This window comes from Blastomonas aquatica (assembly GCF_014639875.1).
Classification (GTDB): Bacteria; Pseudomonadota; Alphaproteobacteria; order Sphingomonadales; family Sphingomonadaceae; genus Blastomonas; species Blastomonas aquatica.
Genome location: NZ_BMGD01000001.1, coordinates 795,568 through 817,804, shown reverse-complemented (window position 1 = coordinate 817,804; position 22,237 = coordinate 795,568). Strand labels below are relative to the sequence as shown.

The following is a 22,237-nucleotide window of genomic DNA, read 5'->3' as shown; positions in this document are numbered from 1 at the left end:
AAGGTCGAGGTGTCCTGTGACCCAAATGCTGCAACCCGTCACGAAACGGATGCCCAAACCTATGTTAATGGATCTTTCTGCGGTTTCGCGCATTTACTGCCCCTGATGCCGCCTACGCCTGTCGGTCCAAAAATCAGGATTTTTGATGCCTTTGCGTGTTTGTGCGGCGGTCTGTGTTTTGATAACCGCACAGGGGTGGATACCATCGGCCTCCGCGCTGCAGGCACCAGGCCAGACCACTCCTCAGACTCCTCCCCAGACCACTCCCAGCCGCCCGCAACCAGGCAACGCAGCCACCGAACCGATCATCACCGATGAGGAGTTCGATGCGACCATTCCGACACTCGATGCTGATCCCAACGCGCCTTTGGGAACGATCGAGGAATGGGATGCCGAGCAGACGCGCCTCGAGCAGAACGCTTCGCCCGATCGTGCCATCACCGGCGACCCGCTCAGTGCGCCGATGGAGCTTGATCCTGAACTCGATGCCCCGCTCGGGCCGATCGGCAGCTTCGATGTCGAACCTTTTGACGAGAGCCAGTATACGCAGGCGGCCGAGGACGATGCCACCAGGGCGGTGCGTTATACCTACCGCATCGAGGGCCTGACCGCGCGGCCCGCGCCAGACGCGTCGGAGACACCGGCGCTGTCCGATGTCTCCGATAAGGCGCGCAAGGCGGTCGATCCTGACGATATCCGCGCGCGGTTCAGGGAGCTCTCCGCGCTCGACGATGGCGACGGACGCGCGGCCAATGGCGCGATGGTCTCGGCGCGCATGATCGAGGACCAGCAGCTTCTCGCCGACCTGTTGATCGGCCAATGCTTCTTCGATGCGACTGTCAACGGTGCGGTCGAAATGCCAGAAAGCGGCGAAGGCCCGATGGTCGTGGTGCTGACCGCGTCACCCGGGCCATGCTATCGGTTCGACTCGATCACATTCACAGCGCCGCCCGTCGAGCCCGAAGACCTGATCACGCGCAGCTTCGTGCCCGCGATCGGCGAACCTGTCGATGCCGATCGTGTGCTCGCCGCCGAAGCGAACATCGCAGTCGCGCTGCCGCAATATGGCTATCCGTTTGCCCAGGTCGGTCAGCGCGACGTCCTGCTCGACCCTGCAACAGATTCGGCGGACTATACCCTGCCCGTTACCCCGGGTGCGCGCAGCAGCTTCGGCGATATCGTCACCAGCGGCACCAGCGTTTTCGAAGCCGATCACATCGCCACGCTGGCCCGGTTCGACAAGGGTGATCTGTATGACAGCCGTCTGGTCGATGACCTGCGCAAGGCCCTGGTCGCCACCGGCCTGTACTCGGTGGTCGCGGTCAAGCCCGAGCCTACCGGCGAGGTTGCACCCGATGGAACGCAATATGCCGCGCTTGCGGTCGAACAGGAAGCCGGCCCGGCACGCACGCTGGCCGCCAATGCCGGCTATGGCACCGGGCAGGGGATCCGTGCGCAGGGCAGCTGGACGCACCGCAACCTGTTTCCACCCGAAGGCGCGCTGATCGCGAGCATCATTGCCGGAACGCAGGAGCAGGGTGCGTCGGGCACCTTCCGCCGCTCGAACGCCGGGCGCCGCGACCGCTCGGTCGAGCTGAGCCTTTCGGCTCTGCGCAGCGATTTTGCCGCGTTCGAAGCGTTCACCGGCAGGCTGGCCGGACGCATATCCTATTCGAGCACCCCGATCTGGCAAAAGCCGATCACCTATAGCTATGGCTTCGAATTGCTGGGCACCAACGAGCAGGATTTCAATTTCGACCTGGGACGCCGCGACCGGCGGACCTATTATGTCGCTGCGCTGCCCGGCCAGATCACCTGGGACAGGTCGAATGACCTGCTCGACCCCACCACCGGGTTCAGGCTGTCGGCGCAGGTCTCGCCCGAGGCTTCCTTGGGCAGCGGCACGCAGTTTTACGGTCGCGGCCTGGTCGAGGCGACCGGCTATTTCCCGTTCGGTGACAGCATCGTGCTTGCCGGACGCGCCCGGGTGGGATCGATCTTCGGCGCTGACCGGCCCGATATCGCGCCATCGCGGCGATATTACGCCGGTGGCGGCGGATCGGTGCGCGGGTTCGGGTTTCAGGAACTCGGCCCCAAGGATCCGGACAACCGGCCCATCGGCGGGCGCAGCTTGGTCGAAGGCGCAGCCGAAGTGCGCTATCGCTTCGGCAACTATGGCATCGTCGGCTTTGTCGATGCAGGCCAGGTGTCGATCAGCTCCACCCCCGGTTTTGATGATCTGCGCTTCGGCGCTGGTCTTGGCGGGCGGTTCTATACCAATTTCGGGCCGATGCGGCTTGATGTCGCCACGCCGATTGGCCGTCGCCCCGGCGAATCGCGTGTCTCGATCTATATCTCGATCGGGCAGGCATTCTGATGACCGATCCCGTCGCACCCCCGCAGGACCCCGCAGCCCCGCCGGAAGCATTCGATCCCGAGCCGCGCCCAACGCGTGCATCATGGCCGCGCCGCATCGCCATCGGCATCGCCGTGCTGCTGGGTGCGATCATTGCCTTGCTGGCGATTGGATATGTCTGGCTCGACAGCAGCAGCGGCAAGCGTTTCGTTGCCAAACAGATCTCCGGGATGGAGTTCGAGAACGGGCTGGTCATCGATGTGGGGGGAATCGAGGGTTCGCTCTACGGGCAGATGCGGCTGCGCGATCTGAAGCTGCGCGACCCGCAGGGCGTGTTCGCCTCATCGCCGCTGGTCAACGTCGACTGGCGGCCCTTCGCGTTCATCGGCAGCCATGTCGATATCCGCTCTTTGGTGGTGCCGCAGATGCGCGTGCTGCGCCTGCCCGCGTTCAACGAAACACCTGTGACCGACGAGCCGCTGCTGCCTGATCTGGATATCGACATCGCCGACATGCAGCTGCGCCGGATCGACATCGACCCTGCGGTTACCGGCCAGCGCCATCGCGCGTCGCTTGCCGGCAAGGTCCATATCGCCGACCGCACTGCTGTCATCAACGCGCGCGCTGGCACCAGCGCAGGCAGGGGCTTTGCCGGTGGCGAGACGATCGTTCTCGATTTGCGCGCCATCCCAGAGAGCAACACGCTCGATGTCACCTTCGATCTCGATGCACCCGCGCAGGGGCTGATCGCCGGACTCACGGGGGTGGCACAGCCGATGCAGCTGGGTCTGCGCGGCACGGGTGACTGGGCCGCGTGGAACGGCGCGTTGACCGGTCGCCTCGGCGCGCAGTCGCTCGCCGACCTCGCGCTCACCGCGCGCAATGGCACCTTTACGGTGCGTGGGGATTCGCGGCCCGGTCTGCTGCTTACGGGCCAGGCGGCGCGGCTGTTCGAGCCGGTTACATCGATCGACCTCACCACCACGGCCGATGACCGAAGGTTCGATATCGCCGCCAGGATCGGTAACGGCAGCTTCGCGTTCGACGCCGACGGGCTGGTCGATCTGGGCTCGAGCACGATGCGCGATCTCGCCATCGGTTTCCGGCTGTTGCAGCCGGGCACGATCGCCGAAAACCTCACCGGCAGCGGGATCAATGCGGCACTGACGCTCAACGGCGCGTTTTCATCGCCGCAGATCGCCTATGAAATAGCGGCTGCACAGCTGGGCTTTGGCGAGACGAACATCATCGGCCTGCGCGCCACTGGCGCTGCCCGGCTCGACAAGGACAGCTGGCTGATCCCGGTTAGCGCGCGCGCGCGGCGGATTGCAGGATTGAATGCCGCCGCCGGGGACTTGCTCAACAACGTCCGCCTCGACGGCGACCTGGCTTATTCGAACGCGCGGCTGATGTCGGACAATATGCGGATCCGGTCCGACCGGATCGATGGCACCGCGATCCTGCTCGCCGATCTCAATACTGGTCTCTACACCGGGGCATTGAATGGACGGGTCAACGGCTACCGCGTCGAGAGCGTCGGCATCTTCAATCTTGAGACCGACATCGATTTGGAAAGCAATGCCAACGGAGCCTTCCGTCTGGCCGGCACGGTGCGTGCCCGCTCGAGCCAGATCCTCAACGATGGCCTGCGTGAATTTCTGGGCGGCAATTCGCTGATCAACGCGAATGTCAGCTATGGTAGCGACGGCATCGGGCGGATCAGCAGGCTGACCGTGGCCGCGCCATCGTTCCGCCTGTCGGACGGAAGCGGCTCTTATTCCACCGATGGACAAATCCGCTTTGATGCGCGCGGCTCGTCCAACCAATATGGCCCGCTTGCGGTCAACGTGACTGGCTCGGTGGCACGGCCTGTCGCCCGAATTGAAGCGGCGCGCCCGGGCCTGGGTGTCGGCATGACCAACGTTATCGCCTCCATAACCGGTGACGGCGCAGGCTATGCCGTGACCGGCGGCGGCGATACCGATTACGGGCCTTTTGCTGCCGACCTCAAAATCCTGATGGGCGATGGGCCCCTGGTGGTCGCGGTCAACAGCGGAACGCGGTTTGCCGATATCGGCATCACTGGACGCATCAGCCAGACCGCCGCAGGTCCGTTTGCCGGGCGGTTGCTCGCCGATGGCGCAGGGATCACCGGCAGCGTCGATCTTGGCGCCCAAGGCGCGTTCCAGCGCGCCCAGATCGCGCTCAACGCCTTCGATGCGCGTCTTCCGGGTCCGGCGGATGTCTCGATCGGTCGTGCGATCATTCTGGCGGACGTGACCCTGACCGAACAGCCGCAACTGCTCGCCGATGTCCAGCTTGCCAATGCCCGGATGGGCCAGCTCCAGATCGCATCGGCGCGCAGCAAGATCGATTATCGGGGCGGCCAGGGCAGCGCAAAGATTATGGCCGAAGGGCGCAACGGCTTCCCGTTCCGGTTTGCCGCCAACGCGGCGCTGCAGCCCGATCTGTGGCGGGTCGCGCTCGATGGCCGCGCCAACGGCATCGATTTCAAGACGCGCAATCCGGCAAGGATCATCCCAGAAAGTGCGCAGTACCGGCTGATGCCGACGACGATCGACCTGTCGCAGGGCTCGATCCAGCTTGCCGGAGCCTATGGCGAAGGGATGACGATCGAATCGCGTCTGGACAACGTCAATCTGGCGCTGGTCAATCCGCTGATGCCGGGCCTCGGGCTTGGCGGCACTGCAACGGGCAGCCTCGACTTCCGCCAGGCGGATGCAAACGCGTTCCCGCAGGCCGATGCCCGGCTCAGAATCGATAATTTCACCCGCACCAGCCTGGCCTCGGTGTCGCAGGCGGTCGATATCAGTGTCGTCGGTCGCTTGCAGCCCGATGGCGGCATCGCCCGGGCCGTCATCCGGCGGCGCGGCGCGGTGATCGGACGGATGAACGTCGATCTGACCCCGCTTGCACCCGGCGCGGGCAGCTGGACCACCCGGCTGCTGGCAGCACCCTTAAGCGGAGGCCTGCGCTACAATGGCCCTGCCGACACGTTGTTCTCGCTCGCCGCGCTACCCGACCAAAGCCTCAGAGGCGCGATCGGCGTGGCGGCTGACTTTACCGGACGTGTCCAGCAACCCCAGCTCTCCGGCATCGTGCGCGCCAATAACCTGATCTATGAAAACGACCAGTATGGCACCCGGCTGACCAATCTGAGGGTCCGCGGCAGCTTCACCGGAGACCGGCTTGATGTCGAGCAGCTGACCGCGACCGCAGGCAGCGGTACGATCAGCGGCTCGGGCTTCGTATCGCTGAGCTCGGCCGATGGCTTCCCGATCCAGCTCGCGCTCGATCTCGACAATGCGCAGCTCGCCGATGGCGGCGATCTGGCCGCGACCGCGTCCGGACAGCTTCGCATCGTCAACAGCGCATCGGAACCCACGCTGATTTCAGGCACCATCCAGTTGCCCGAAACCCGCTATCGTATCGTCCGCCAGGGATCGGCGCAGGTCGCCAAGCTGACCGGTGTCAGGCGCCGCCCCGCGCTGGGCCGCGAACGCATCACCGGCGATCCCGAAGCGATCTCGGGCGTTCCCAGCACGTGGCGGCTCGATGTCCGGGTCGTCGCCGACAACCAGGTCTATGTCTCGGGCATGGGGCTCGATTCGGAATGGTCGGCCGATATCCGGATCGCCGGAACCACCGGCAACCCCCGGATCACCGGCGGGATCGATCTGGTGCGTGGAACGCTGGGCTTTGCCGGCCGGTCGTTCGATCTGGAAGAGGGGCGCCTGCGCTTCGATGGCGGAAGCGCGACTAACCCTGTCATCACGATGCGCGCAAGCGGTGAGGCCGATGACGTGACGGTCAACATCAACGTCACCGGAACCGGCGAGAACCCCGATATCGCGTTCTCCTCGACCCCGGCGCTGCCGCAGGACGAGATCATGGCGCGGATCCTGTTCGGCAATTCGATCGGTGAACTTTCGCCCATCCAGGCGGTCCAGCTGGCCGCATCGCTCAACAGCCTGCGCGGCGGCAGCGGCGGGCTCAATCCGCTGGGCGTCCTGCAATCGGCATCGGGAATCGACCGGCTGCGCATTCTGGGTGCCGACGAGGACACCGGACGCGGCACATCGCTTGCGGTCGGCCAGTACATCTCGAACGATGTCTATGTCGAAATCATCACCGATACCCGCGGCTTTACCGCGACCCAGCTCGAGATCAGCCTGAGCAGGGCGCTGTCGGTGCTGAGCCAGGTCGGCAGCTTTGGCGGGTCGAACGTCAACGTCCAGTATCGGAAGGATTACTGATGCGGCGGCAGATGTTCGTCACAGGCGCAGCGATGATACTGCTGGCTGGCTGCCAGGCCGAACCGGGGTTCGACGAAAAGTTCGAACAGCGTTCGCGCGAACTGTCGCAACAGGCCAAGACAATCGAAGCCGATGCCAATGCGCAGCTGGCCGCCGCGCGCGAAGCCGAACAGGCGAATGCCGAGCTGAACCCGCCTGTGGGTGGCCAGGGCCGATGACCGAGCCGGGTCCCGTCCAGCCACCGGTTGCCAACGACGTGATCGACAAGGCCCCGGCTGAGCTTGCCGATGCGCTGGCGCACGAGGTCCCCGGCGGCACCGCGACCTCGCCGCTGCAGATGCCCCGCAGCGCGTGGTGGGCGATTGCCAAGCGCATCTATGTGATGAACGACTTCCACAACCTCGCGCTGCTCGCAGCCGGGGTCGCGTTCTTTGCTTTCCTCGCGTTCGTGCCGCTGATCGCAGTCATCGTGCTGCTCTATGGCCTGATCGCCGATCCGGCGACGGTCACCAACAGCCTCGATCTTCTGACCGGCGTCGTTCCGTCCGAGGTACTGACGATCCTGCGCGAGCAGCTGCTCCAGATCGTCACCGCCAACACCACGCAGCAGGGGCTCGGGCTGGTGATCGCGCTGCTGTTTTCGACCTATGGCGCGATGCGGGCGGCGACCGCGATGATGCGCGCGCTCAACATCATCTATCAGGAACACGAGACTCGCGGCGTCGTCAAAACCACCTGGGTGGCGGTGACGATCACATTGGGGATGGCAGGCATCGCGATCGTCGGGCTGGTCTCGATTTCGCTGTTCACCTACGCGCGCAACTTTCTTGCAGGCTATATCGGCGGCGGCGCATTGTTGCTGGTGCAGATCATGACCTGGGCGGTGGCCGCGATGCTGGTGAGCGTCACCTTCGCGATCTTCTTTCGCTATGCGCCCGATCGCCGCGCCGCAAAATGGCGCTGGCTGTCGCTGGGCTCGGTCGCCTCAACGCTGTTATGGCTTTTGATCACCGTAGGGTTCGGGTTCTACGCGTCCAATATCAGCGACTATAACGCGACCTATGGTTCGCTCGCCGCGATCGTCATCTTCCTGATGTGGCTGTTCCTTTCGGCCTATGCCGTGCTGATCGGCGCCGAGATCAATGCCGAAACCGAGCGCCAGACCTTCCGCGATTCAACGGTCGGCGCCGACCGCCCGATCGGACAGCGTGGCGCGGTACTGGCGGACACGGTTGCCCTGGACGATGCCTCGCGTGCCATCCTCGACAAACGGCGGCAACGACATGCCAGCCAGGATGCGACCTGAGCTGCGTCTGGAACCCAGCCCCGACCGGCACGTAAGGTTCATATTCCCCGGCAATGAACCTATGAGAGTGGAGCGCAAGTGACCCGATTGCATGATGACTTCTGGAATTTCCGTGGCGATTTTAAGATCGCAAAGATCATCAATCTCGGTACCCATATCTCGCTTGTCCGCCGCACAAACGGGCGCTTCGTTGTCCTCGACAGCTACGATCTCGATGACAAGGATCGCGCCGATCTGCTCGCACTGACCGATGGCGGCAGCCAGGTCGAAGCGATCGTCAACGTCCATCCCTTTCACACGCTGCACTGCGCCGCGTTGCACCGCATTCTGCCCGCTGCCCGCCTGATCGGGACGCGGCGTCACCTGTCCAAGGCGCCGGAACTGCCTTGGGAGCAGGCGGTCATCGAGGATCCCGAAACCCAGCGCGAGTTTGCCGAGGATTTCGCATTTTCGGTCCCACTAGGGGTCGATTTCGTGAGTTCGGATGACAGCGTCCATGTCGCATCGGTGCTCGTTCGCCACCGCGCGAGCGGGATCGTCCATGTCGATGACACGATCAATGTACTCGAACCCCCGGGCATCCTGCGTCCAATCCTTCCCGAGCCGCGCCTGCGCTTCCACCCGATGCTGTCCAAGGCGCTCGAAACGCGCAAGGGCGCGGCCGACGATTATGCCCGCTGGGCGCAGGAGATCGCGCGCGACTGGGCCGGTACCCGGACGGTGTGCACCGCACATTCGGCCGTCCGGCACCTCGAACCCGGCGGCTGGCAAGCCGAAATCACGCATGCGCTGAGTGACGTCGAGAAAACGCTCGACAGTCACCGCGCCGAATATGGCTGATCTGCTGACCGATCTGGCCTCACCCCCAACCCATATCCGGAGATTTACATGACTAACCGCAACTTCCAGACGATCAACCCGCTGACCGAGCAACCGATCGAGACTTATCACTACATGAATGACGACGAAGCGATGGGCGTCGTTGAGGCCAGCCACAAGGCGTTCCTCGATTGGCGCCTGCAGAGCCTCGAGGAACGCGCCAAGGTGATCGCACAGATTGCCGACGAGCTGCGATCTTCAAAGGAGGAGTTCGCGCAGTTGATGACCCGCGAGGTCGGCAAGCTGATGCGCGACAGCCTGCAGGAGGTCGATCTGTGCGCGGCGATCTGCGATTATACTGCCAAACAAGGCCCCAAGGTGCTGGCTGACCAAAAGCGCGAAACCGACAATGGCGATGGCTTTGTCTCGCACGCGCCCCTGGGAGTCATATATGGCATCCAGCCGTGGAATTTCCCGGCATACCAGGCGATCCGCTATTCGGTTGCCAGCCTGATGGGGGGCAACGGCGTGTTGCTCAAGCATGCCGAAAACTGCACCGGAAGCGGCCAATACCTGCGTGATCTGTACGAGCGCGCCGGCCTTCCCAAAGGGCTGTTCGGGGTTCTGGTGATCGATCACGATCAGTCCGACAAGGTGATCGAGCACAAGCTCGTGCGCGGTGTCACGCTCACCGGCAGCGATAAGGCGGGCCGTACCGTCGGTGCCAAGGCTGCCTCGGTTGCCAAGAAGACCGTGCTCGAGCTTGGATCAAACGACGCGTATCTGGTGCTCGGCGATGCCGATCTCGACCTTGCGATCAAGACCTGCGTCCAGGGACGCATCTACAACAATGGCCAGACATGCGTGAACGCCAAGCGCTTCATCGTTACCGAGGCCAATTATGATGCGTTCGTGAAGGGCTATGTCGAGCAGTTCGAAGGCCTTCAGATGGGTGATCCGAGCGACGATGCGTCACAGCTCGGCCCGCTGGTATCCAAGCGCCAGCGTGATTCGCTGCACGATCAGGTCGAAAAGAGCGTCGCCAAGGGCGCGCGCGTTCTCACCGGCGGTGAGATCCCCGATCGCACCGGGTGGTTCTATCCCCCCACCGTACTGGTCGATGTCGCGCCTGGCCAGCCGGCCTATGACGACGAGCTGTTTGGGCCGGCGGCATCGATCATCCGAGCCAAGGATGACGAGGATGCGATGCGGATCGCCAATGACAGCCGCTATGGCCTGGGTGGAGGCATCTTCAGCAGGGATACCGAACGCGCCAAGGAACTGGCGGCCAAATATTTCGATACCGGAATGGTGTTCATCAACAATTTCAACGTCGCATCGCCCGATATGCCCTTCGGCGGGGTGAAGAATTCGGGCTATGGCCGTGAGCACGGCCCCGAAGGCCTGAAGGAATTCGTCAACGCCAAGGCTATCCTCGTCGGATGAACGACGCAGAAACGCTGCGCTGCGACGTTGCGGTAATCGGGGCCGGCACTGCCGGCCTCGCTGCCGAACGCGCGGCGCGCAGCAACGGCGCATCGACGCTGCTGATCGACCCTGCCTTTGACGGCACCACCTGCGCCACGGTCGGGTGCATGCCGTCCAAATTGCTGATCGCAGCGGCAAAGGCCCGGCATGCCGTCGATCTGGCCGATACCTTCGGGATACGCGTCGGTGATGTCCGCATCGATGGTACTGCCGTGCTTGAGCGTGTCCGGCACGAGCGCGACCGGTTTGCCGAATCGACGCGCAAATCGATCGCCAATATCCCCAAGAGCATCCGCATAACCTCCAAAGCACGTTTTGCGGCTCCGGACCGGCTGCTGCTCGATGACGGACGCACCATCGCGGCACGCGCGATCGTCATCGCAACAGGGTCGCGCCCGGTGATGCCGGGGCCTTTCGCAGCGCTCGGCGACCTTGCGTTGACCAACGAGAATGTTTTCGAGCTCAAAAAGCTGCCCGGGAGGCTTGCGGTGGTCGGATCGGGTGCGATCGGGCTCGAGCTGGCCCAGGCCTTCGCCCGGCTCGGCGTCAAGGTCGCGCTGTTCGACAAGGCCGATCGGATGGCAAAGCTGCGCTGCCCGCGCGTCCACGCGGCGCTGCAGGAGATCATCGAGCGCGATGTCGATCTGCACCTGGGAGTCGAGGTGACGCCTCACAAGCAGGGCGACCAGGTGCGCATCGGCTGGACCGGAGCCAGCGAGGGCGATGCCCTGTTCGACCATGTGCTGGTCGCGGTCGGGCGGCCGCCGATGCTGGACGGTCTCAATATCGAGAACGCAGGGCTCGAGCTGGATGACAAGGGCGTCCCGTGTCACGACCGGGCGACGATGCGCTGCGGCGACAGTTCCGTGTTCATCGCGGGCGATGTTGCCGCCGATCTGCCGTTGCTCCACGAGGCCTCGCACGAGGGCGCCATCGCCGGGCGCAATGCGGCAGCCTGGCCCGCGCCGGTGCGCATCGATCGCTATGTGCCGTTCAGCATCACCTTTACCGACCCCCCTGTCGTCAGCATCGGGGAGGCCGAAGAGGACGGCGCGATCAGCGGAACCACCGATTTCACCGACCAGGGCCGCGCCCGCGTGGAGGCGCGCAACGAAGGCGCACTGACGCTGTATGCCGCAGCCCCCGATGGCGTATTGATCGGCGCGGATCTCGTCGCTCCGGCAGGCGAGCATCTGGGTCATCTTCTGGCCTGGGCGATCCAGCAAAAGATGACCGCGACGCAGTTGCTCAAGATGCCCTTCTACCATCCAACGATGGAGGAGGGGCTGAAGACCGCGCTGCGCACCGTATGTGGTGCGACACCGATCGCGCTTCCTGCGAACCATGATTCGGGCTCACCCTCGGGCGCCTGAACGGCCAAGGGCGCGTGCCCTGCAGGAAAACCCGCCGTGCCGGCGGAGGTCGGGGGCTCGGGTTGCAATCTGACGCAGGCCATCTGCCCCAAACCCATCCCTCGGCGCCGGTGTGCCATCAGTTTGATCGGGCAAAGGGCAATAGACGCGTTACACCCGTTGCGAAAAAGATGACAAAGCGCGTTAAACCCGTTCGCGCTGCACCCATATGCGATACGATCGGGGTTGCAGCCCTCTTCAAGACGACCTGCCGAGCAAAAGGCCCCAGGATGTGCGCAACCTCGATTTCAGTTCATGGCAAAATATCATCATCACGCTGACCCTGCTGGCGCTGATCACCGTCATCGGGGTCGCGGTGCGGGTGCTGATCATGATGACGGTCCAGCAGCGCCGCGAGCGCGCCAACCGCCAGATCAACGAACGCCTCAAGACACTGATCGCCGCCTATCGGGTTCTGGGCGGATCGTTCACCGGTGATCTGGCGGTTGATCCGCGCCATTTGCGTGACCTGCAACTGCGATCCACACACGAACCCGGCCAATCGGATGCAGGAGGGATTGATCTGTCCTCAGAAGCAGTAAGCGGTTCGGACCGCCGCCGACGCATCCGCGATGCGGTCGAAGCGGCGTTATCGGATATCATCCTGCTGGGGACCCAAGAACTGGTTCAGCTTGCCGAACGCGCCGCGAACGACCTTGTCGCTGGACGGCTGGTGCACACGCACGATCTCGTCGTAGCACTGCGCAATTTCATCCGTTCGGCCCTCGACCTCGAACCGATCTCGCCCGGTCTGGCAATCCCGATGCAGGGGCCAACACGTCCATCATCGACTGGCGGTCGTGGCAAGTCAGATGCCGGCGACGGGCGTGGTGGCGGTGGTACAGGTGGAGCAGGAGGTGGCGGAGGCGGCGCAGGTGCCCCGTCTGGTGTCAGCGGAGCGCCTGAGCAGCCTCTGCCCTGATCGTCAGCGCGCCCTGCGCACCAGCCAGACAGTGTTCGCATTGTCATCGACGACAAAGACCGAGCCATCGGTCCGTGTCCTGACGCTGACCGGGCGGCCATACACGGTGCCTTCGCGCTCATCGGCGATAAACCCCGTCAGGAACGGTTGCGGATTGGCGGTCGGCTTGCCGTTGGCCATGGGAACGTAAAGCACGTCATAGCCCGCCAGATCTGCCCGGTTCCATGATCCGTGACGGGCGATATAGCCGAACTGCTTGCCATCCTCGGGCCGCGACAGCGCAAAGCCCAGCGCAGCAGCATGCGGGCCAGCAGCTATGTCGGGGAGCAAAGTCGTTTCGAGCAGCTCGCGCTTGGTGTTGGCATGCCGCGGATCCTGCTTGCCCCAATAGCTGTAGGGCCAGCCGTAAAAGCCGCCTTCCTGAACGCTCGTCACATAATCGGGCGAGATATTGTCACCAAAATCGTCGCGCTCGTTGACCGCAGTCCACAGCGTGCCGTCTGCCGCGACGTCCATACCCACCGGATTGCGCAGCCCGGATGCATATATCCGTTCACGACCGGTGGTCAGATCGACCGCCAGAATGGCCGCGCGCCGTTCTTCCTCCTCCATGCCGTATTCGCCGACATTGCTCGCCGACCCCACCGACACGAAGAGCGTGCGTTGATCGGGGCTGAGCTGCAGATTGCGGGTCCAGTGGTTGTTATAGCCTCCCGCTGGCAGCGCTATCAGCTTGCGCGGCGCAGCGGTGATCCGGGTCTGGCCTGGCGTAAACGGATAGCTCACCACCGCATCTGTGTTCGCGACATACAGACGCCCGCCCGCGAGCGCCATTCCGAACGGCTGGTTGAGATTTTCGAGCACAACGAAAGTCTGGTCGGCGACGCCATCCTTGTCGGTATCGCGCAGCAGCGTAATCCGATTGGCGGAATAGCCCGTCACATTTGAACGTGCAAAGCCCCGCGCGGTTTCGGGGTCGGCATCGAGCTTGGGCTTCTGGCGTGCCTCGGACACCAGAACGTCACCATTGGGAAGCTCGAGAAGTTGGCGCGGGTTTTCCAGATCACCTGCAAACTTCACGACGTCCCAACCCCTTGGTGCGCGCGGGGTTTTGCCTTCGGGCCAGCCGATCACCACCGGATGGTTGATCACGGCAGGCGTCGCATAAGGCTTGTCCTGATCGGGAACTCCCAGCTGCACTTGGGTTTGCGCGATGGCAGCGCCCGAGGTGACAATGGCCGCAAGGGCAATAAGACGTATGCGCATGAACTGGTCCCTTCGATCTGGATTTGCTCATCGTACGCAGCGACAGCCGATTGGTTCACCCGCCAGTGTCCGCCGAGATGTGTCGTTCGTGCGACCAGCAGCTTCTAGATAAAGGGGCGCGGAGGCGCGTCAATTCGGCCGTCCGGGCAACGATCACCCGCTCAAATGGTTGATGGCCTGTGCAGGTGACAGGCCCGACGGGAGATCAAATGAATATCACTACCAATCCGGAATGGCAGCAGCTGGCAATCTACGCGGTCGGCGCAGCGGTTGTTCTGATCGTGCTGTTCAACATTCCGTTCGTCGGTCGGATCTTCCGATCGCTATTTTCGGTCGCCTTGCTGGCGCTGTGTCTTTTCGTCCTGTTTCAGCAGGCCCCGTTCGACCCCAATCTTTCGCGGCTGTCGGCCAAGCTTGGCCTCGACAGCCAGACCGTTGAGGGCGATGAGGTCCGGCTGCGCATGGCAAGCGATGGCCATTTCTGGGCGCAAGCCTCGATCAATGGGATTGAACGGCGGATGCTGGTCGATAGTGGCGCGACCGTGACCGCGCTGTCACAGGCGACCGCTGACGAGGCCGCTGTCGGGCGAGACGCAAGCCTGCTGCCCGTGGTGCTGCGCACCGCCAATGGCAACGTGCAGGCGCAGACCGGCACGGTCGAGCGGCTTGGGCTTGGCAGCATCGAGGCCCGAAACCTCAAGGTCGTGGTGTCGCCCGCGCTGGGTGATGTCGATGTGCTGGGAATGAACTTCCTGTCGCAGCTCGAATCCTGGCGAGTCGAGGGCCGCGTGCTCGTACTGGTACCCCAGCAACAGGTCCCGAGCGGTACTGACACTACGAACTGACGTATTCTACGGGCCGACTTGAGGGCCGATAGCGCGCGGATGGATTGAGCGATGGGCGTTCTTCCGCACCCACCTGTACGGAACCTGCGTCAAGGCCCGGACGTTATTCGGTCACGTTGATCGCCCACATCGATGCCCAACGCGGAGTGACGCATGACAGCCCGTAATCATACCCACCACCCGATTGGCGCAGACACGTGAGCCAGGCATCTGCGCTTTCGGTTTCCACCCGCGAGTTCCTGCGCCAGCCCAATCTCGTCGGCTCGGCGTTCCCGGCCTCTCGCTATCTGGTCGAAGCGCTGCTCGATCCGATCGATTGGGCCAAATTGAGGGTAGTCGTTGAATTCGGACCAGGTACCGGTCCGTTGACCCGCGCCATTCTTGAGCGGATGGTACCTGGCAGCTGTCTGGTCGCAATCGATCTCAGTCCCCATTTCACGCGCCACCTCCAAGAGACAATCGACGATCCGCGCTTGCTGGCGGTCACCGCCTCGGCTGAATCGGTCGTTGATATCCTTGAAGAGCATGCACTGGCGCAAGCCGATATGATCGTGACCGGAATTCCGTTTTCCACCATGTCCGCAGATCAAGGCAACCGGATTCTCGATGCCAGCGCCGACGTTCTGCAAGGCGATGGCGCCCTTCTGGCCTACCAGATGCGCTCGACCATTGCGCCGATGCTGGCCCTGCGTTTTGGCGATGTCCAATGCGCTTATGTCTGGCGTAACCTGCCCCCCTGCCATCTTTACTGGGCGCGGCGCCCTTTGAAGCACGGGGACTAGGGCGAAGGGCGAAGGGCGAAGTCTTCACCTGCCGGCGCATTTGGCAAGCCGACTGGGTTTTTCGGTCAGCTTGGAACGGGAAGGTCGCTTTCCCGTATTCCTTGCTGATGCCGCAGTTTCAGTCGAGTGAGGGAATAGCAAAAGATGGTCTCCGGGGCATCATTAGCGGAGCCATATTGCGGATTGAGCTCCGCTGACCGCTGGCTGACCAGCTGGAATCTTGACCCTGTCGTGCTCGGTGCAATCGGCGTCGCGCTGGTCTTGACGATGCGCGGGGATCCGCGACTTCGTCGGCAGCGCCTGGCTGGATGTGGCCTGATGGGGCTTTTGTGGGTATCCCCATTGTGTGCCGCATCGGCCAGCCTCTTGTCGGTGCGGATGGCCCATCACATGATCACGATGCTGCTTCTCGCCCCCGCGTTGGCGCTGGGGTGGCCCAAGGTCCGTATCGGCGACCCGATCGGCTGGGCCGTCCTTGCCGCGCTTGCGCTGACGGCCTGGTTCGTTCCTGCAGCCTACAGCTTTGCCTGGGACTGGACGGCAGGCTATTGGCTGCTTCAGCTGGCGATGCTGGGCACGGCCTGGCAGTTTTGGGCGACCTGGTTCGATCCGGCCACCCAGACCAAGCCGCTGGTGATGACCGCAGCGCCTGCCCTGCTGGCGATGGTCATGGGCTTTGTCGGTGCGTTGCTGACCTTCGCGCCACGCCCGCTGTTTGCCGAGCATATCTTTACCACCGTGCTGTTTGATGTGTCGCCGCTGTGGGACCAGCAGCTTGCCGGCCTTGTGATGTGGACCACCGGCATGGTGCCGATGGTGCTGCTGGCATTCGTGCATTTGCGGTCGGTTGCGATAGCGTCTGCCGCCGGTGCGCGCGGCTGATGGAATGGTCGGTCCTCATCTTAAAGGCGATGCACGTCTCGACGATATCCTTATGGGCGGCAGGGCTGATCATCCTGCCCCTATTGTACCGGGGTTATCGCAAACAGTTCAGCGACGCGGAATATGCGCGGTTTCGCAAGGTGACCCATTACAGCTATGTGGGGTTCCTGACGCCGACGGCGGTGATCGCGGTGGGCTCAGGCATCGCCCTCATCATGATGCGCGACATTTACGAACCGTGGCTGTTTGCCAAGCTTGCGCTGGTATCGGCCCTCGCCATCCTCCACGCGTATATGGGCCATATGATCGTGCTGACCGCCGAGACACGAGGATCGGCCAATCTTCCGCCGCCAATCCTGGTACTCGTGCCGGTCCTGCTGGTTCTGACAGGCATATTGGGGCTGGTGCTCGCCAAGCCCGTGATCGTGATCGACTGGCCGCAATGGATGACCGAACCTCAGTCCTTCGATATGCCGCGCTGGGTGCCGATTTGATAGTCAAACACCAATTTGCCGCCATGCCAACCGGTGAGCCCGGTCATCAGCATGCACAGGGTCGACAACAGGATGCCGTAGGGCAGGATGGCGGCTGCCGGATCGTCGAGCCGCAGCCCCCAGTTGCCACCCATGACCGACAGCAGCGTCATGGCGAGAATGAAGTGGGTCCAGCTCGAAGCGCGAATCCGGATACCGGGGACCGAGAGCAGCTCGATGGTGCCCGCGATTCCCGCCAGTACCCCGAAAATGAAACCCGAGCCGGTCGCCCACAATGCCGCACGCGCCCAGAACTCGTCACCGCTCATCCAGTAGAAGACATCGCACCCCAAGGTGCCGAACGCTGCTGCGATCGGGAAGGCAACCATCATCGCGTGGATCGGGTGGCTGGCCACGGCGATCCGCGATTCGGTCTCGTTGAAATGCCGTCCCGACAGGATGGGATCGTGCCGCAGCGCTTCGGTTTTGTCGGTCATGGCGCTGGCTTTTCCTTTTCGTCGTTCCTTTCGGTAATGCGCGCGCTGGTAATCGGTTCCATTTCGCTGCTTGTTGCCGGGTGTGCCGGACCGCTCTCGACGCTCGATCCTGTCGGTCCTCAGGCACGATCGGTGTTCTATTTCGCCTCTGCGATGACGCTGGTGGCCAGCGCCGTGCTCATCTTCGTCCTCATTCTGTTCGCCCGCGCCTTCGGCCGACGCCGCCGCAAGGATGCGCCCGATCCCGGTACCGGTGCCGAGCGCACATGGATCGTGTGGCTGGGAATCGCGTTCCCGATGAGCGTTCTGAGCGTCCTGCTGGCAGCGACCTTATGGGTTGGCGAAGGCCAGTTCGTCCGTCAGGACGCACCAACCTGGCGTGCCACGGCATCGCAATGGCAATGGACGTTCGCGCAGGTCAACGCCGCAGGCGAGACTGGCCCCAGCACCGATCGCCTGGTCATCCCGGCAGGTCAGCCCGTCATCATCGAGATCACCGCGACCGATGTGATCCACAGTTTCTGGGTTCCGCGGCTTGCAGGCAAGATGGATGCTGTTCCTGGCAAGCTCAACCGTCACCTGATCCAGGCCGATGCGCCTGGCACTTATCTGGGTGTCTGCGCGGAATATTGCGGGATCGGGCATGACCGGATGCGTTTTGAAGTGGTTGCAACCGCCGATCCGCGCCCGCAGGCCATAAGGGCACCACGATGACACAAAGCACGGCTTCAGATCAGCCGCACGATCCTGCCGCGCTCCACGCCGAGCTCGACACGGTATGGAAGGCGCTGCCTGGCTGGCGCGGATTTGTGTCCGAGGTCAACCATGGTGCGATCGGGCTGCGCTTCATGATCACCGCGATCATCTATTTTGCGATCGGCGGGGTGCTGGCAATGCTGATCCGCGTCCAGCTGGCCAGCCCGCGCGCGGCGTTCGTCGGCCCCGACATCTACAACCAGCTGTTCACGATGCACGGGACGATCATGATGTTCCTGTTCGCCATTCCGATGCTCGAGGGGCTGGCGCTGTATCTGCTGCCCAAGGTCATGGGTGCGCGCGACATGGCCTATCCCAGGCTCTCGGCTCTGGGCTGGTGGTGCTATGCGCTGGGCGGCGCGATCCTCTTGGTGGCGATGCTGGCAGGCGTTGCGCCCGATGGTGGCTGGTTCATGTACACGCCGCTCTCGGACAAGGTGCACACCCCCGGAATCAATGCCGATGTGTGGTTGCTAGGGGTCACCTTCGTCGAGATATCGGCGATTTGCGCAGCTGTGGAGATCACCGTATCGATCCTCAAGGTGCGCGCCGAAGGTATGTCGCTGGTGCGGCTGCCGCTGTTTGCCTGGTATATGCTGGGCACCGCTGCGATGATGCTGATCGGCTTTCCGCCGCTGATTCTCGGCTCGATCCTGCTCGAGGTGCAGCGGGCCTTCGACTGGGCGTTCTTCGATCCGATGCGCGGCGGCGACCCCATTCTCTGGCAGCATCTGTTCTGGCTCTTCGGACACCCTGAGGTGTACATTATCTTCCTGCCCGCTGCAGGCGCGCTATCGATGATGATCGCGACCTTCGCGCGCCAGCCATTGATCGGCCATGCGATGATCGTCGCGGCGATCTGGGCGATGGTGTTCCTGAGCTTCGGCCTGTGGGTGCACCACATGTTCACCATCGGCATCCCGCATCTGGCGCTGGCATTCTTCTCGGCCGCCTCGATGCTGGTCGCGGTACCGACATCGATCCAGATCTTCGCCTGGATCGGGACATTGTGGAGCGGCAGGCCGCGCTGGTCGCTGCCGATGCTTTACATCGCCGGGTTTTTCCTGACCTTCGTGCTGGGGGGCCTCACCGGTGTGATGCTGGCGGCGGTGCCGTTCAACTGGCAGGCGCATGACACCGCCTTCGTGACCGCGCACCTGCATTATGTGCTGATCGGCGGGTTCGTGTTCCCGATGCTGGCAGCGATCACCTACTGGATGCCGCACTTCACCGGGCGGCGCGCGGTGCCTGGAATGAGCGCAGCTGCGTTCTGGATGATCCTCATCGGCGTCCACGGCACATTCCTGGTGATGCACCTCACCGGACTGCTGGGCATGCCGCGCCGCGTCAGCATCTATCCCGACAACCCTGAATGGGAGCTGCTCAACCTCATCTCCTCGGTGGGCGGGTTCATCATGACCGCAGGCTTTGCGCTGTTCGCTGCCGATATGGGTCTGCAGTTCCTGATGGGACGGCGCACCCGCCGCAATCCGTGGCGGGCGACCAGCCTCGACTGGGCAATGCGGCTTCCGCCGCCATCGTACAACCTCGCCTCATTGCCCCGCGCCGACATGGAGACCGACGAGCGCAAGCTGTCGCCCGCACGGCTCGATACCTTGGCGACAACATTGGCGATGGGCGAAGGCCTGCTCCCCGGTGCGCCGCGCGGCGTGCGAGAGACACTGATCGTCGATGCGATCAGCGGCAGGTCCGAAGCGGTCGCGGTGCTTCCATCAAACACGATGCGACCGATGGTCACCGCGCTGACCATCGGCGTGTTCTTCCTGGCGATGCTGGCCGGGCTGTACTGGGTCGCAGCAGCCGTCATCGTGCTGATTGCAGCGGTCTGCGCAAGCTGGATCCGTCTGGTGGCTCCGGCGCACGCCGGATATGCGCCCGTACCCGACCGGATCGAGAGCCTGCCCGCCAGCCCATCCTATCCGCACGCATTGGGCTGGTGGGGATCTGCAGTGCTGTTGACGGCGAATGCCAGCCTGTTTGGCTCGCTGCTGTTTGCGGTTGCCTTTCTGGCGGTGGTCGCGCCGGGCTGGAACAATCTTCCTGCGGATGACGGTCCGGGGTTTGTCAGGCTGGCAGCCTTGCTGGTGATGGGAACAGGCGGCGCACTGCTGCTCTGGGCCGCACTGCGGTCACGTCACGCAGGTCACGGCGGGCACCAGGTTGTTATCGGCGCAGGCGTGCTTGCGGTGACCGCAGGCGCGCTGGGCGTCGGCTGGACAATGAATGGATCGCCGACCGAGCACGCGCGCTTTGCAGTGCAGGGGGCCATCCTTGCCTATCTGATCGCGCACACGCTGATCCTGGTGACCATGCATCTGGCCGCCGCGCGTGGACACCGGATCGGGGTGAAGAAGATCGCCATCGGGGGCGTGCTGGCGCAATGGCACGGCTATACCGGCGCGGTCACGCTGATCGGCGCACTTGCTCTGGCAGTGTCGCGGCTATGACCCGGAGCTCTGACATGTTTAAAGCATCGGTCGTCTTGCTGTCCGGCCTGCTGCTCTGGGCCGCATGGTTCGTGATCGCATATGCGCTCCACGGCGCGCAATGTGCGGGCGGTTTCGCGCTTTACCGCACGAGCGGACAGATTGCGCAGATCGGTTTATGGGTGGTTTCGCTGGGCGTGATCGTGCTGCAGGCCCGGTTCGTGCAGCGGTGGGGCGTTCGCCACGATCTGGCCCCCCGGCTGATGCGCTCAGCGCGCTATCTCCAGATCACCGCCATTGCAGCGACGGTCTTTGTCGGACTCCCGGTGCTGGTCCTTGCGCCCTGCTGACGGGGCGCGTTGGAACACCCTGTAGTGAGGCTGACCTGCGTGGGGGACGGGCTTGTCCGGTTCAAGACCTGCGGTCCGACATGCCCCCGGCTGCGGTATGATCCCACCCGCCATCCCCATCGTCCGCGCTTTGCGCGCGCACCGCGCACAGTTTGGCGCTTTGGCTCACCCGCCCGTCGGGACGCCATTGGCCTCGTACCAGCTTTCGGGATCACGCAGCAGCGCGGCGATCATCGCGGGCAGCGTATCGAGCAGCCGGTGGCGCGGGCTCCAGCCGATCAGCTCGCGCGCACGGGAGATATCGAGCGCATAATGATCATCGGCCATTGCCACCATGAATGGCTTGATGAACGGCTCCTCGCCCTTGTCGATGGCATCGGGAATGATCGGCTCAAGCTTGTCCTGCGCCCATGCGCCCGCCGCGGCGAGCGGCTTGGGAACGCGCAACGTCGTCCAGCCGTCGCTGCCGTGGATCAGCGCGCCGATACGGTCCTGCAGCGTGGCATAGCCCACCGCCTCGGCCTCGCCGACCAGCAGCGCGACATCGTTGCTCAGTTCCGCGCGGCAAGCCACGGTGCGGCGGATCGCATCGACCAGATCATTGCGGTGGAGCATCGCCTGCCCAGCCTCGCCGTCGCCCGAATACAAATGGCTCTGGACGTTTTTTTCGCGAATGCGGGCGATCTGGTGCGCCAGCGTCGGCACCATCGTCTCCTCGTCGTAAAGCCCTGCGAGCCGCAGGATGACCACCGGCATGCCCCCGGCTTCCTCGCGCAGCACCGCCTCGGCCTGCGCCTTCGAGCGCGGATAGACCCATTGCGGGTCGATGGCGCGGTCCTCATCGATCTGCTCGCCCGCGCGGCCAGGGGCGTGAACCAGCATCGTGCTGGCATAAACGAACTGTTCGACATCGAAGCTTTGCAGCGCGCGCATCAGGTGGCGGGTGCCTTCGACATTGAGCGACTTGTAGAGGGGGTGGTCCTCACCGGTAAAATCGAAATAGGCGGCCAGATGGATGACGCTCGCCAGCCGCTCGCCATGGGTCGCGCGCACCTGCTTCAGCGCGGCATCGACACAGGCAGCCGAGCTGAGATCCGCCGCGATGATCCGCGCATCGTCGCCCGCTTCGCGGTCAAGGCCCACGACCGTATAGTCTTGCTCCAGCGCCGCGATGATCGAGCGACCGATGTTACCTTCCGCCCCGGTGATAACCACCACCGGGCGCGCGCGCTCGCCGCTCATGCGGGAGTCTCCAGACGGGCTTGACTATGAGGGCGAAGGGATAGGACGGTCATCGGTCGGGCTCCTGCGATGGAAAGGGGTGGTTTTGACAAGAACGGGGCAGCGTGGCCGACGTTC

The 22,237-nt window shown here is 63.7% G+C and carries 18 protein-coding genes; 15 read left to right on the top strand and 3 right to left on the bottom strand.

The genetic code is table 11. From position 1 onward, the window contains the following. Nucleotides 1-178: 178 nt before the first annotated feature. From IEW00_RS03795 to IEW00_RS03760, 8 genes are all read left to right on the top strand, one after another. Nucleotides 179-2,377: an autotransporter assembly complex protein TamA gene (locus tag IEW00_RS03795; RefSeq protein WP_229736789.1), complete on the top strand. Its 2,199-nt coding sequence runs from the start codon at nt 179-181 to the stop codon at nt 2,375-2,377. After that, complete coding sequence (locus IEW00_RS03790; RefSeq protein ID WP_188512984.1) at nt 2,377-6,633, top strand: translocation/assembly module TamB domain-containing protein; 4,257 nt, start codon at nt 2,377-2,379, stop codon at nt 6,631-6,633. Before IEW00_RS03795 ends, IEW00_RS03790 begins: the two co-directional genes overlap by 1 nt. Further along, entirely contained in the window at nt 6,633-6,851 is a 219-nt protein-coding gene (locus IEW00_RS03785; protein WP_188512983.1) for a hypothetical protein, read from the top strand. Before IEW00_RS03790 ends, IEW00_RS03785 begins: the two co-directional genes overlap by 1 nt. Beyond that, nucleotides 6,848-7,939, top strand: a complete 1,092-nt coding sequence (locus IEW00_RS03780; RefSeq protein WP_188512982.1) for a YihY/virulence factor BrkB family protein — start codon at nt 6,848-6,850, stop codon at nt 7,937-7,939. Before IEW00_RS03785 ends, IEW00_RS03780 begins: the two co-directional genes overlap by 4 nt. A gap of 78 nt (nt 7,940-8,017) precedes the next feature. Further along, nucleotides 8,018-8,779 carry a hypothetical protein gene (locus IEW00_RS03775; RefSeq protein ID WP_188512981.1) on the top strand — a complete coding sequence of 254 codons (762 nt, stop codon included), beginning with the start codon at nt 8,018-8,020 and terminating at the stop codon, nt 8,777-8,779. 48 nt (nt 8,780-8,827) lie between these two features. After that, entirely contained in the window at nt 8,828-10,204 is a 1,377-nt protein-coding gene (locus tag IEW00_RS03770) for an NAD-dependent succinate-semialdehyde dehydrogenase (protein ID WP_188512980.1), read from the top strand. Further along, entirely contained in the window at nt 10,201-11,619 is a 1,419-nt protein-coding gene (locus tag IEW00_RS03765; RefSeq protein WP_188512979.1) for a dihydrolipoyl dehydrogenase, read from the top strand. The genes IEW00_RS03770 and IEW00_RS03765 overlap by 4 nt, the downstream gene beginning before the upstream one ends. Before the next feature lie 271 nt (nt 11,620-11,890). Next, a complete protein-coding gene (locus IEW00_RS03760) occupies nt 11,891-12,580 on the top strand; it encodes a hypothetical protein (protein ID WP_188512978.1) in 690 nt (229 codons plus the stop codon). Between the two features lie 3 nt (nt 12,581-12,583). Here IEW00_RS03760 and IEW00_RS03755 read toward each other — a convergent pair whose 3' ends face one another. Then, a complete protein-coding gene (locus IEW00_RS03755; protein WP_229736788.1) occupies nt 12,584-13,846 on the bottom strand; it encodes a PQQ-dependent sugar dehydrogenase in 1,263 nt (420 codons plus the stop codon). Between the two features lie 209 nt (nt 13,847-14,055). On the opposite strand from IEW00_RS03755, the gene IEW00_RS03750 reads away from it, so the two are divergent. The 4 genes from IEW00_RS03750 to IEW00_RS03735 all read left to right on the top strand — a co-directional run bounded on the left by IEW00_RS03750 (nt 14,056) and on the right by IEW00_RS03735 (nt 16,849). Next, nucleotides 14,056-14,691, top strand: a complete 636-nt coding sequence (locus tag IEW00_RS03750; protein ID WP_188512977.1) for a retropepsin-like aspartic protease family protein — start codon at nt 14,056-14,058, stop codon at nt 14,689-14,691. Nucleotides 14,692-14,888: 197 nt separating this feature from the next. Next, nucleotides 14,889-15,473, top strand: coding sequence for a class I SAM-dependent methyltransferase (locus IEW00_RS03745; protein WP_188512976.1), 585 nt, complete (start codon nt 14,889-14,891; stop codon nt 15,471-15,473). 183 nt (nt 15,474-15,656) lie between these two features. Then, nucleotides 15,657-16,355 (top strand): cytochrome c oxidase assembly protein, encoded by a 699-nt coding sequence (locus IEW00_RS03740; RefSeq protein WP_188512975.1) that lies wholly within the window; start codon nt 15,657-15,659, stop codon nt 16,353-16,355. Continuing rightward, entirely contained in the window at nt 16,355-16,849 is a 495-nt protein-coding gene (locus IEW00_RS03735; RefSeq protein WP_188512974.1) for a CopD family protein, read from the top strand. Before IEW00_RS03740 ends, IEW00_RS03735 begins: the two co-directional genes overlap by 1 nt. Here IEW00_RS03735 and IEW00_RS03730 read toward each other — a convergent pair. Further along, nucleotides 16,813-17,325: a DUF2231 domain-containing protein gene (locus IEW00_RS03730; RefSeq protein ID WP_188512973.1), complete on the bottom strand. Its 513-nt coding sequence runs from the start codon at nt 17,323-17,325 to the stop codon at nt 16,813-16,815. The genes IEW00_RS03735 and IEW00_RS03730 overlap by 37 nt on opposite strands. Nucleotides 17,326-17,361: 36 nt before the next feature. On the opposite strand from IEW00_RS03730, the gene IEW00_RS03725 reads away from it, so the two are divergent. The 3 genes from IEW00_RS03725 to IEW00_RS03715 are packed head-to-tail and all read left to right on the top strand — an operon-like array spanning nt 17,362 to nt 20,878. Then, complete coding sequence (locus IEW00_RS03725; protein ID WP_188512972.1) at nt 17,362-18,039, top strand: cytochrome c oxidase subunit II; 678 nt, start codon at nt 17,362-17,364, stop codon at nt 18,037-18,039. Further along, complete coding sequence (locus tag IEW00_RS03720; protein ID WP_188512971.1) at nt 18,036-20,549, top strand: cytochrome c oxidase subunit I; 2,514 nt, start codon at nt 18,036-18,038, stop codon at nt 20,547-20,549. The genes IEW00_RS03725 and IEW00_RS03720 overlap by 4 nt, the downstream gene beginning before the upstream one ends. Before the next feature lie 14 nt (nt 20,550-20,563). Further along, complete coding sequence (locus IEW00_RS03715; protein ID WP_188512970.1) at nt 20,564-20,878, top strand: hypothetical protein; 315 nt, start codon at nt 20,564-20,566, stop codon at nt 20,876-20,878. Nucleotides 20,879-21,043: 165 nt separating this feature from the next. Here the strand turns inward: IEW00_RS03715 and IEW00_RS03710 are convergent, their stop codons facing one another. Further along, nucleotides 21,044-22,120, bottom strand: coding sequence for an NAD-dependent epimerase/dehydratase family protein (locus tag IEW00_RS03710; RefSeq protein WP_188512969.1), 1,077 nt, complete (start codon nt 22,118-22,120; stop codon nt 21,044-21,046). Nucleotides 22,121-22,237: the final 117 nt, after the last annotated feature.

Excerpts from the sequence above, each read along its gene's own strand:
- IEW00_RS03755 (WP_229736788.1), bottom strand. The coding sequence starts at position 13,846 with ATGCGCATACGTCTTATTGCCCTTGCGGCCATTGTCACCTCGGGCGCT.
- IEW00_RS03765 (WP_188512979.1), top strand. The coding sequence starts at position 10,201 with ATGAACGACGCAGAAACGCTGCGCTGCGACGTTGCGGTAATCGGGGCC.
- IEW00_RS03770 (WP_188512980.1), top strand. The coding sequence starts at position 8,828 with ATGACTAACCGCAACTTCCAGACGATCAACCCGCTGACCGAGCAACCG.
- IEW00_RS03785 (WP_188512983.1), top strand. The coding sequence starts at position 6,633 with ATGCGGCGGCAGATGTTCGTCACAGGCGCAGCGATGATACTGCTGGCT.
- IEW00_RS03725 (WP_188512972.1), top strand. The coding sequence starts at position 17,362 with ATGCGCGCGCTGGTAATCGGTTCCATTTCGCTGCTTGTTGCCGGGTGT.
- IEW00_RS03780 (WP_188512982.1), top strand. The coding sequence starts at position 6,848 with ATGACCGAGCCGGGTCCCGTCCAGCCACCGGTTGCCAACGACGTGATC.
- IEW00_RS03735 (WP_188512974.1), top strand. The coding sequence starts at position 16,355 with ATGGAATGGTCGGTCCTCATCTTAAAGGCGATGCACGTCTCGACGATA.
- IEW00_RS03715 (WP_188512970.1), top strand. The coding sequence starts at position 20,564 with ATGTTTAAAGCATCGGTCGTCTTGCTGTCCGGCCTGCTGCTCTGGGCC.
- IEW00_RS03750 (WP_188512977.1), top strand. The coding sequence starts at position 14,056 with ATGAATATCACTACCAATCCGGAATGGCAGCAGCTGGCAATCTACGCG.
- IEW00_RS03710 (WP_188512969.1), bottom strand. The coding sequence starts at position 22,120 with ATGAGCGGCGAGCGCGCGCGCCCGGTGGTGGTTATCACCGGGGCGGAA.
- IEW00_RS03790 (WP_188512984.1), top strand. The coding sequence starts at position 2,377 with ATGACCGATCCCGTCGCACCCCCGCAGGACCCCGCAGCCCCGCCGGAA.
- IEW00_RS03730 (WP_188512973.1), bottom strand. The coding sequence starts at position 17,325 with ATGACCGACAAAACCGAAGCGCTGCGGCACGATCCCATCCTGTCGGGA.
- IEW00_RS03720 (WP_188512971.1), top strand. The coding sequence starts at position 18,036 with ATGACACAAAGCACGGCTTCAGATCAGCCGCACGATCCTGCCGCGCTC.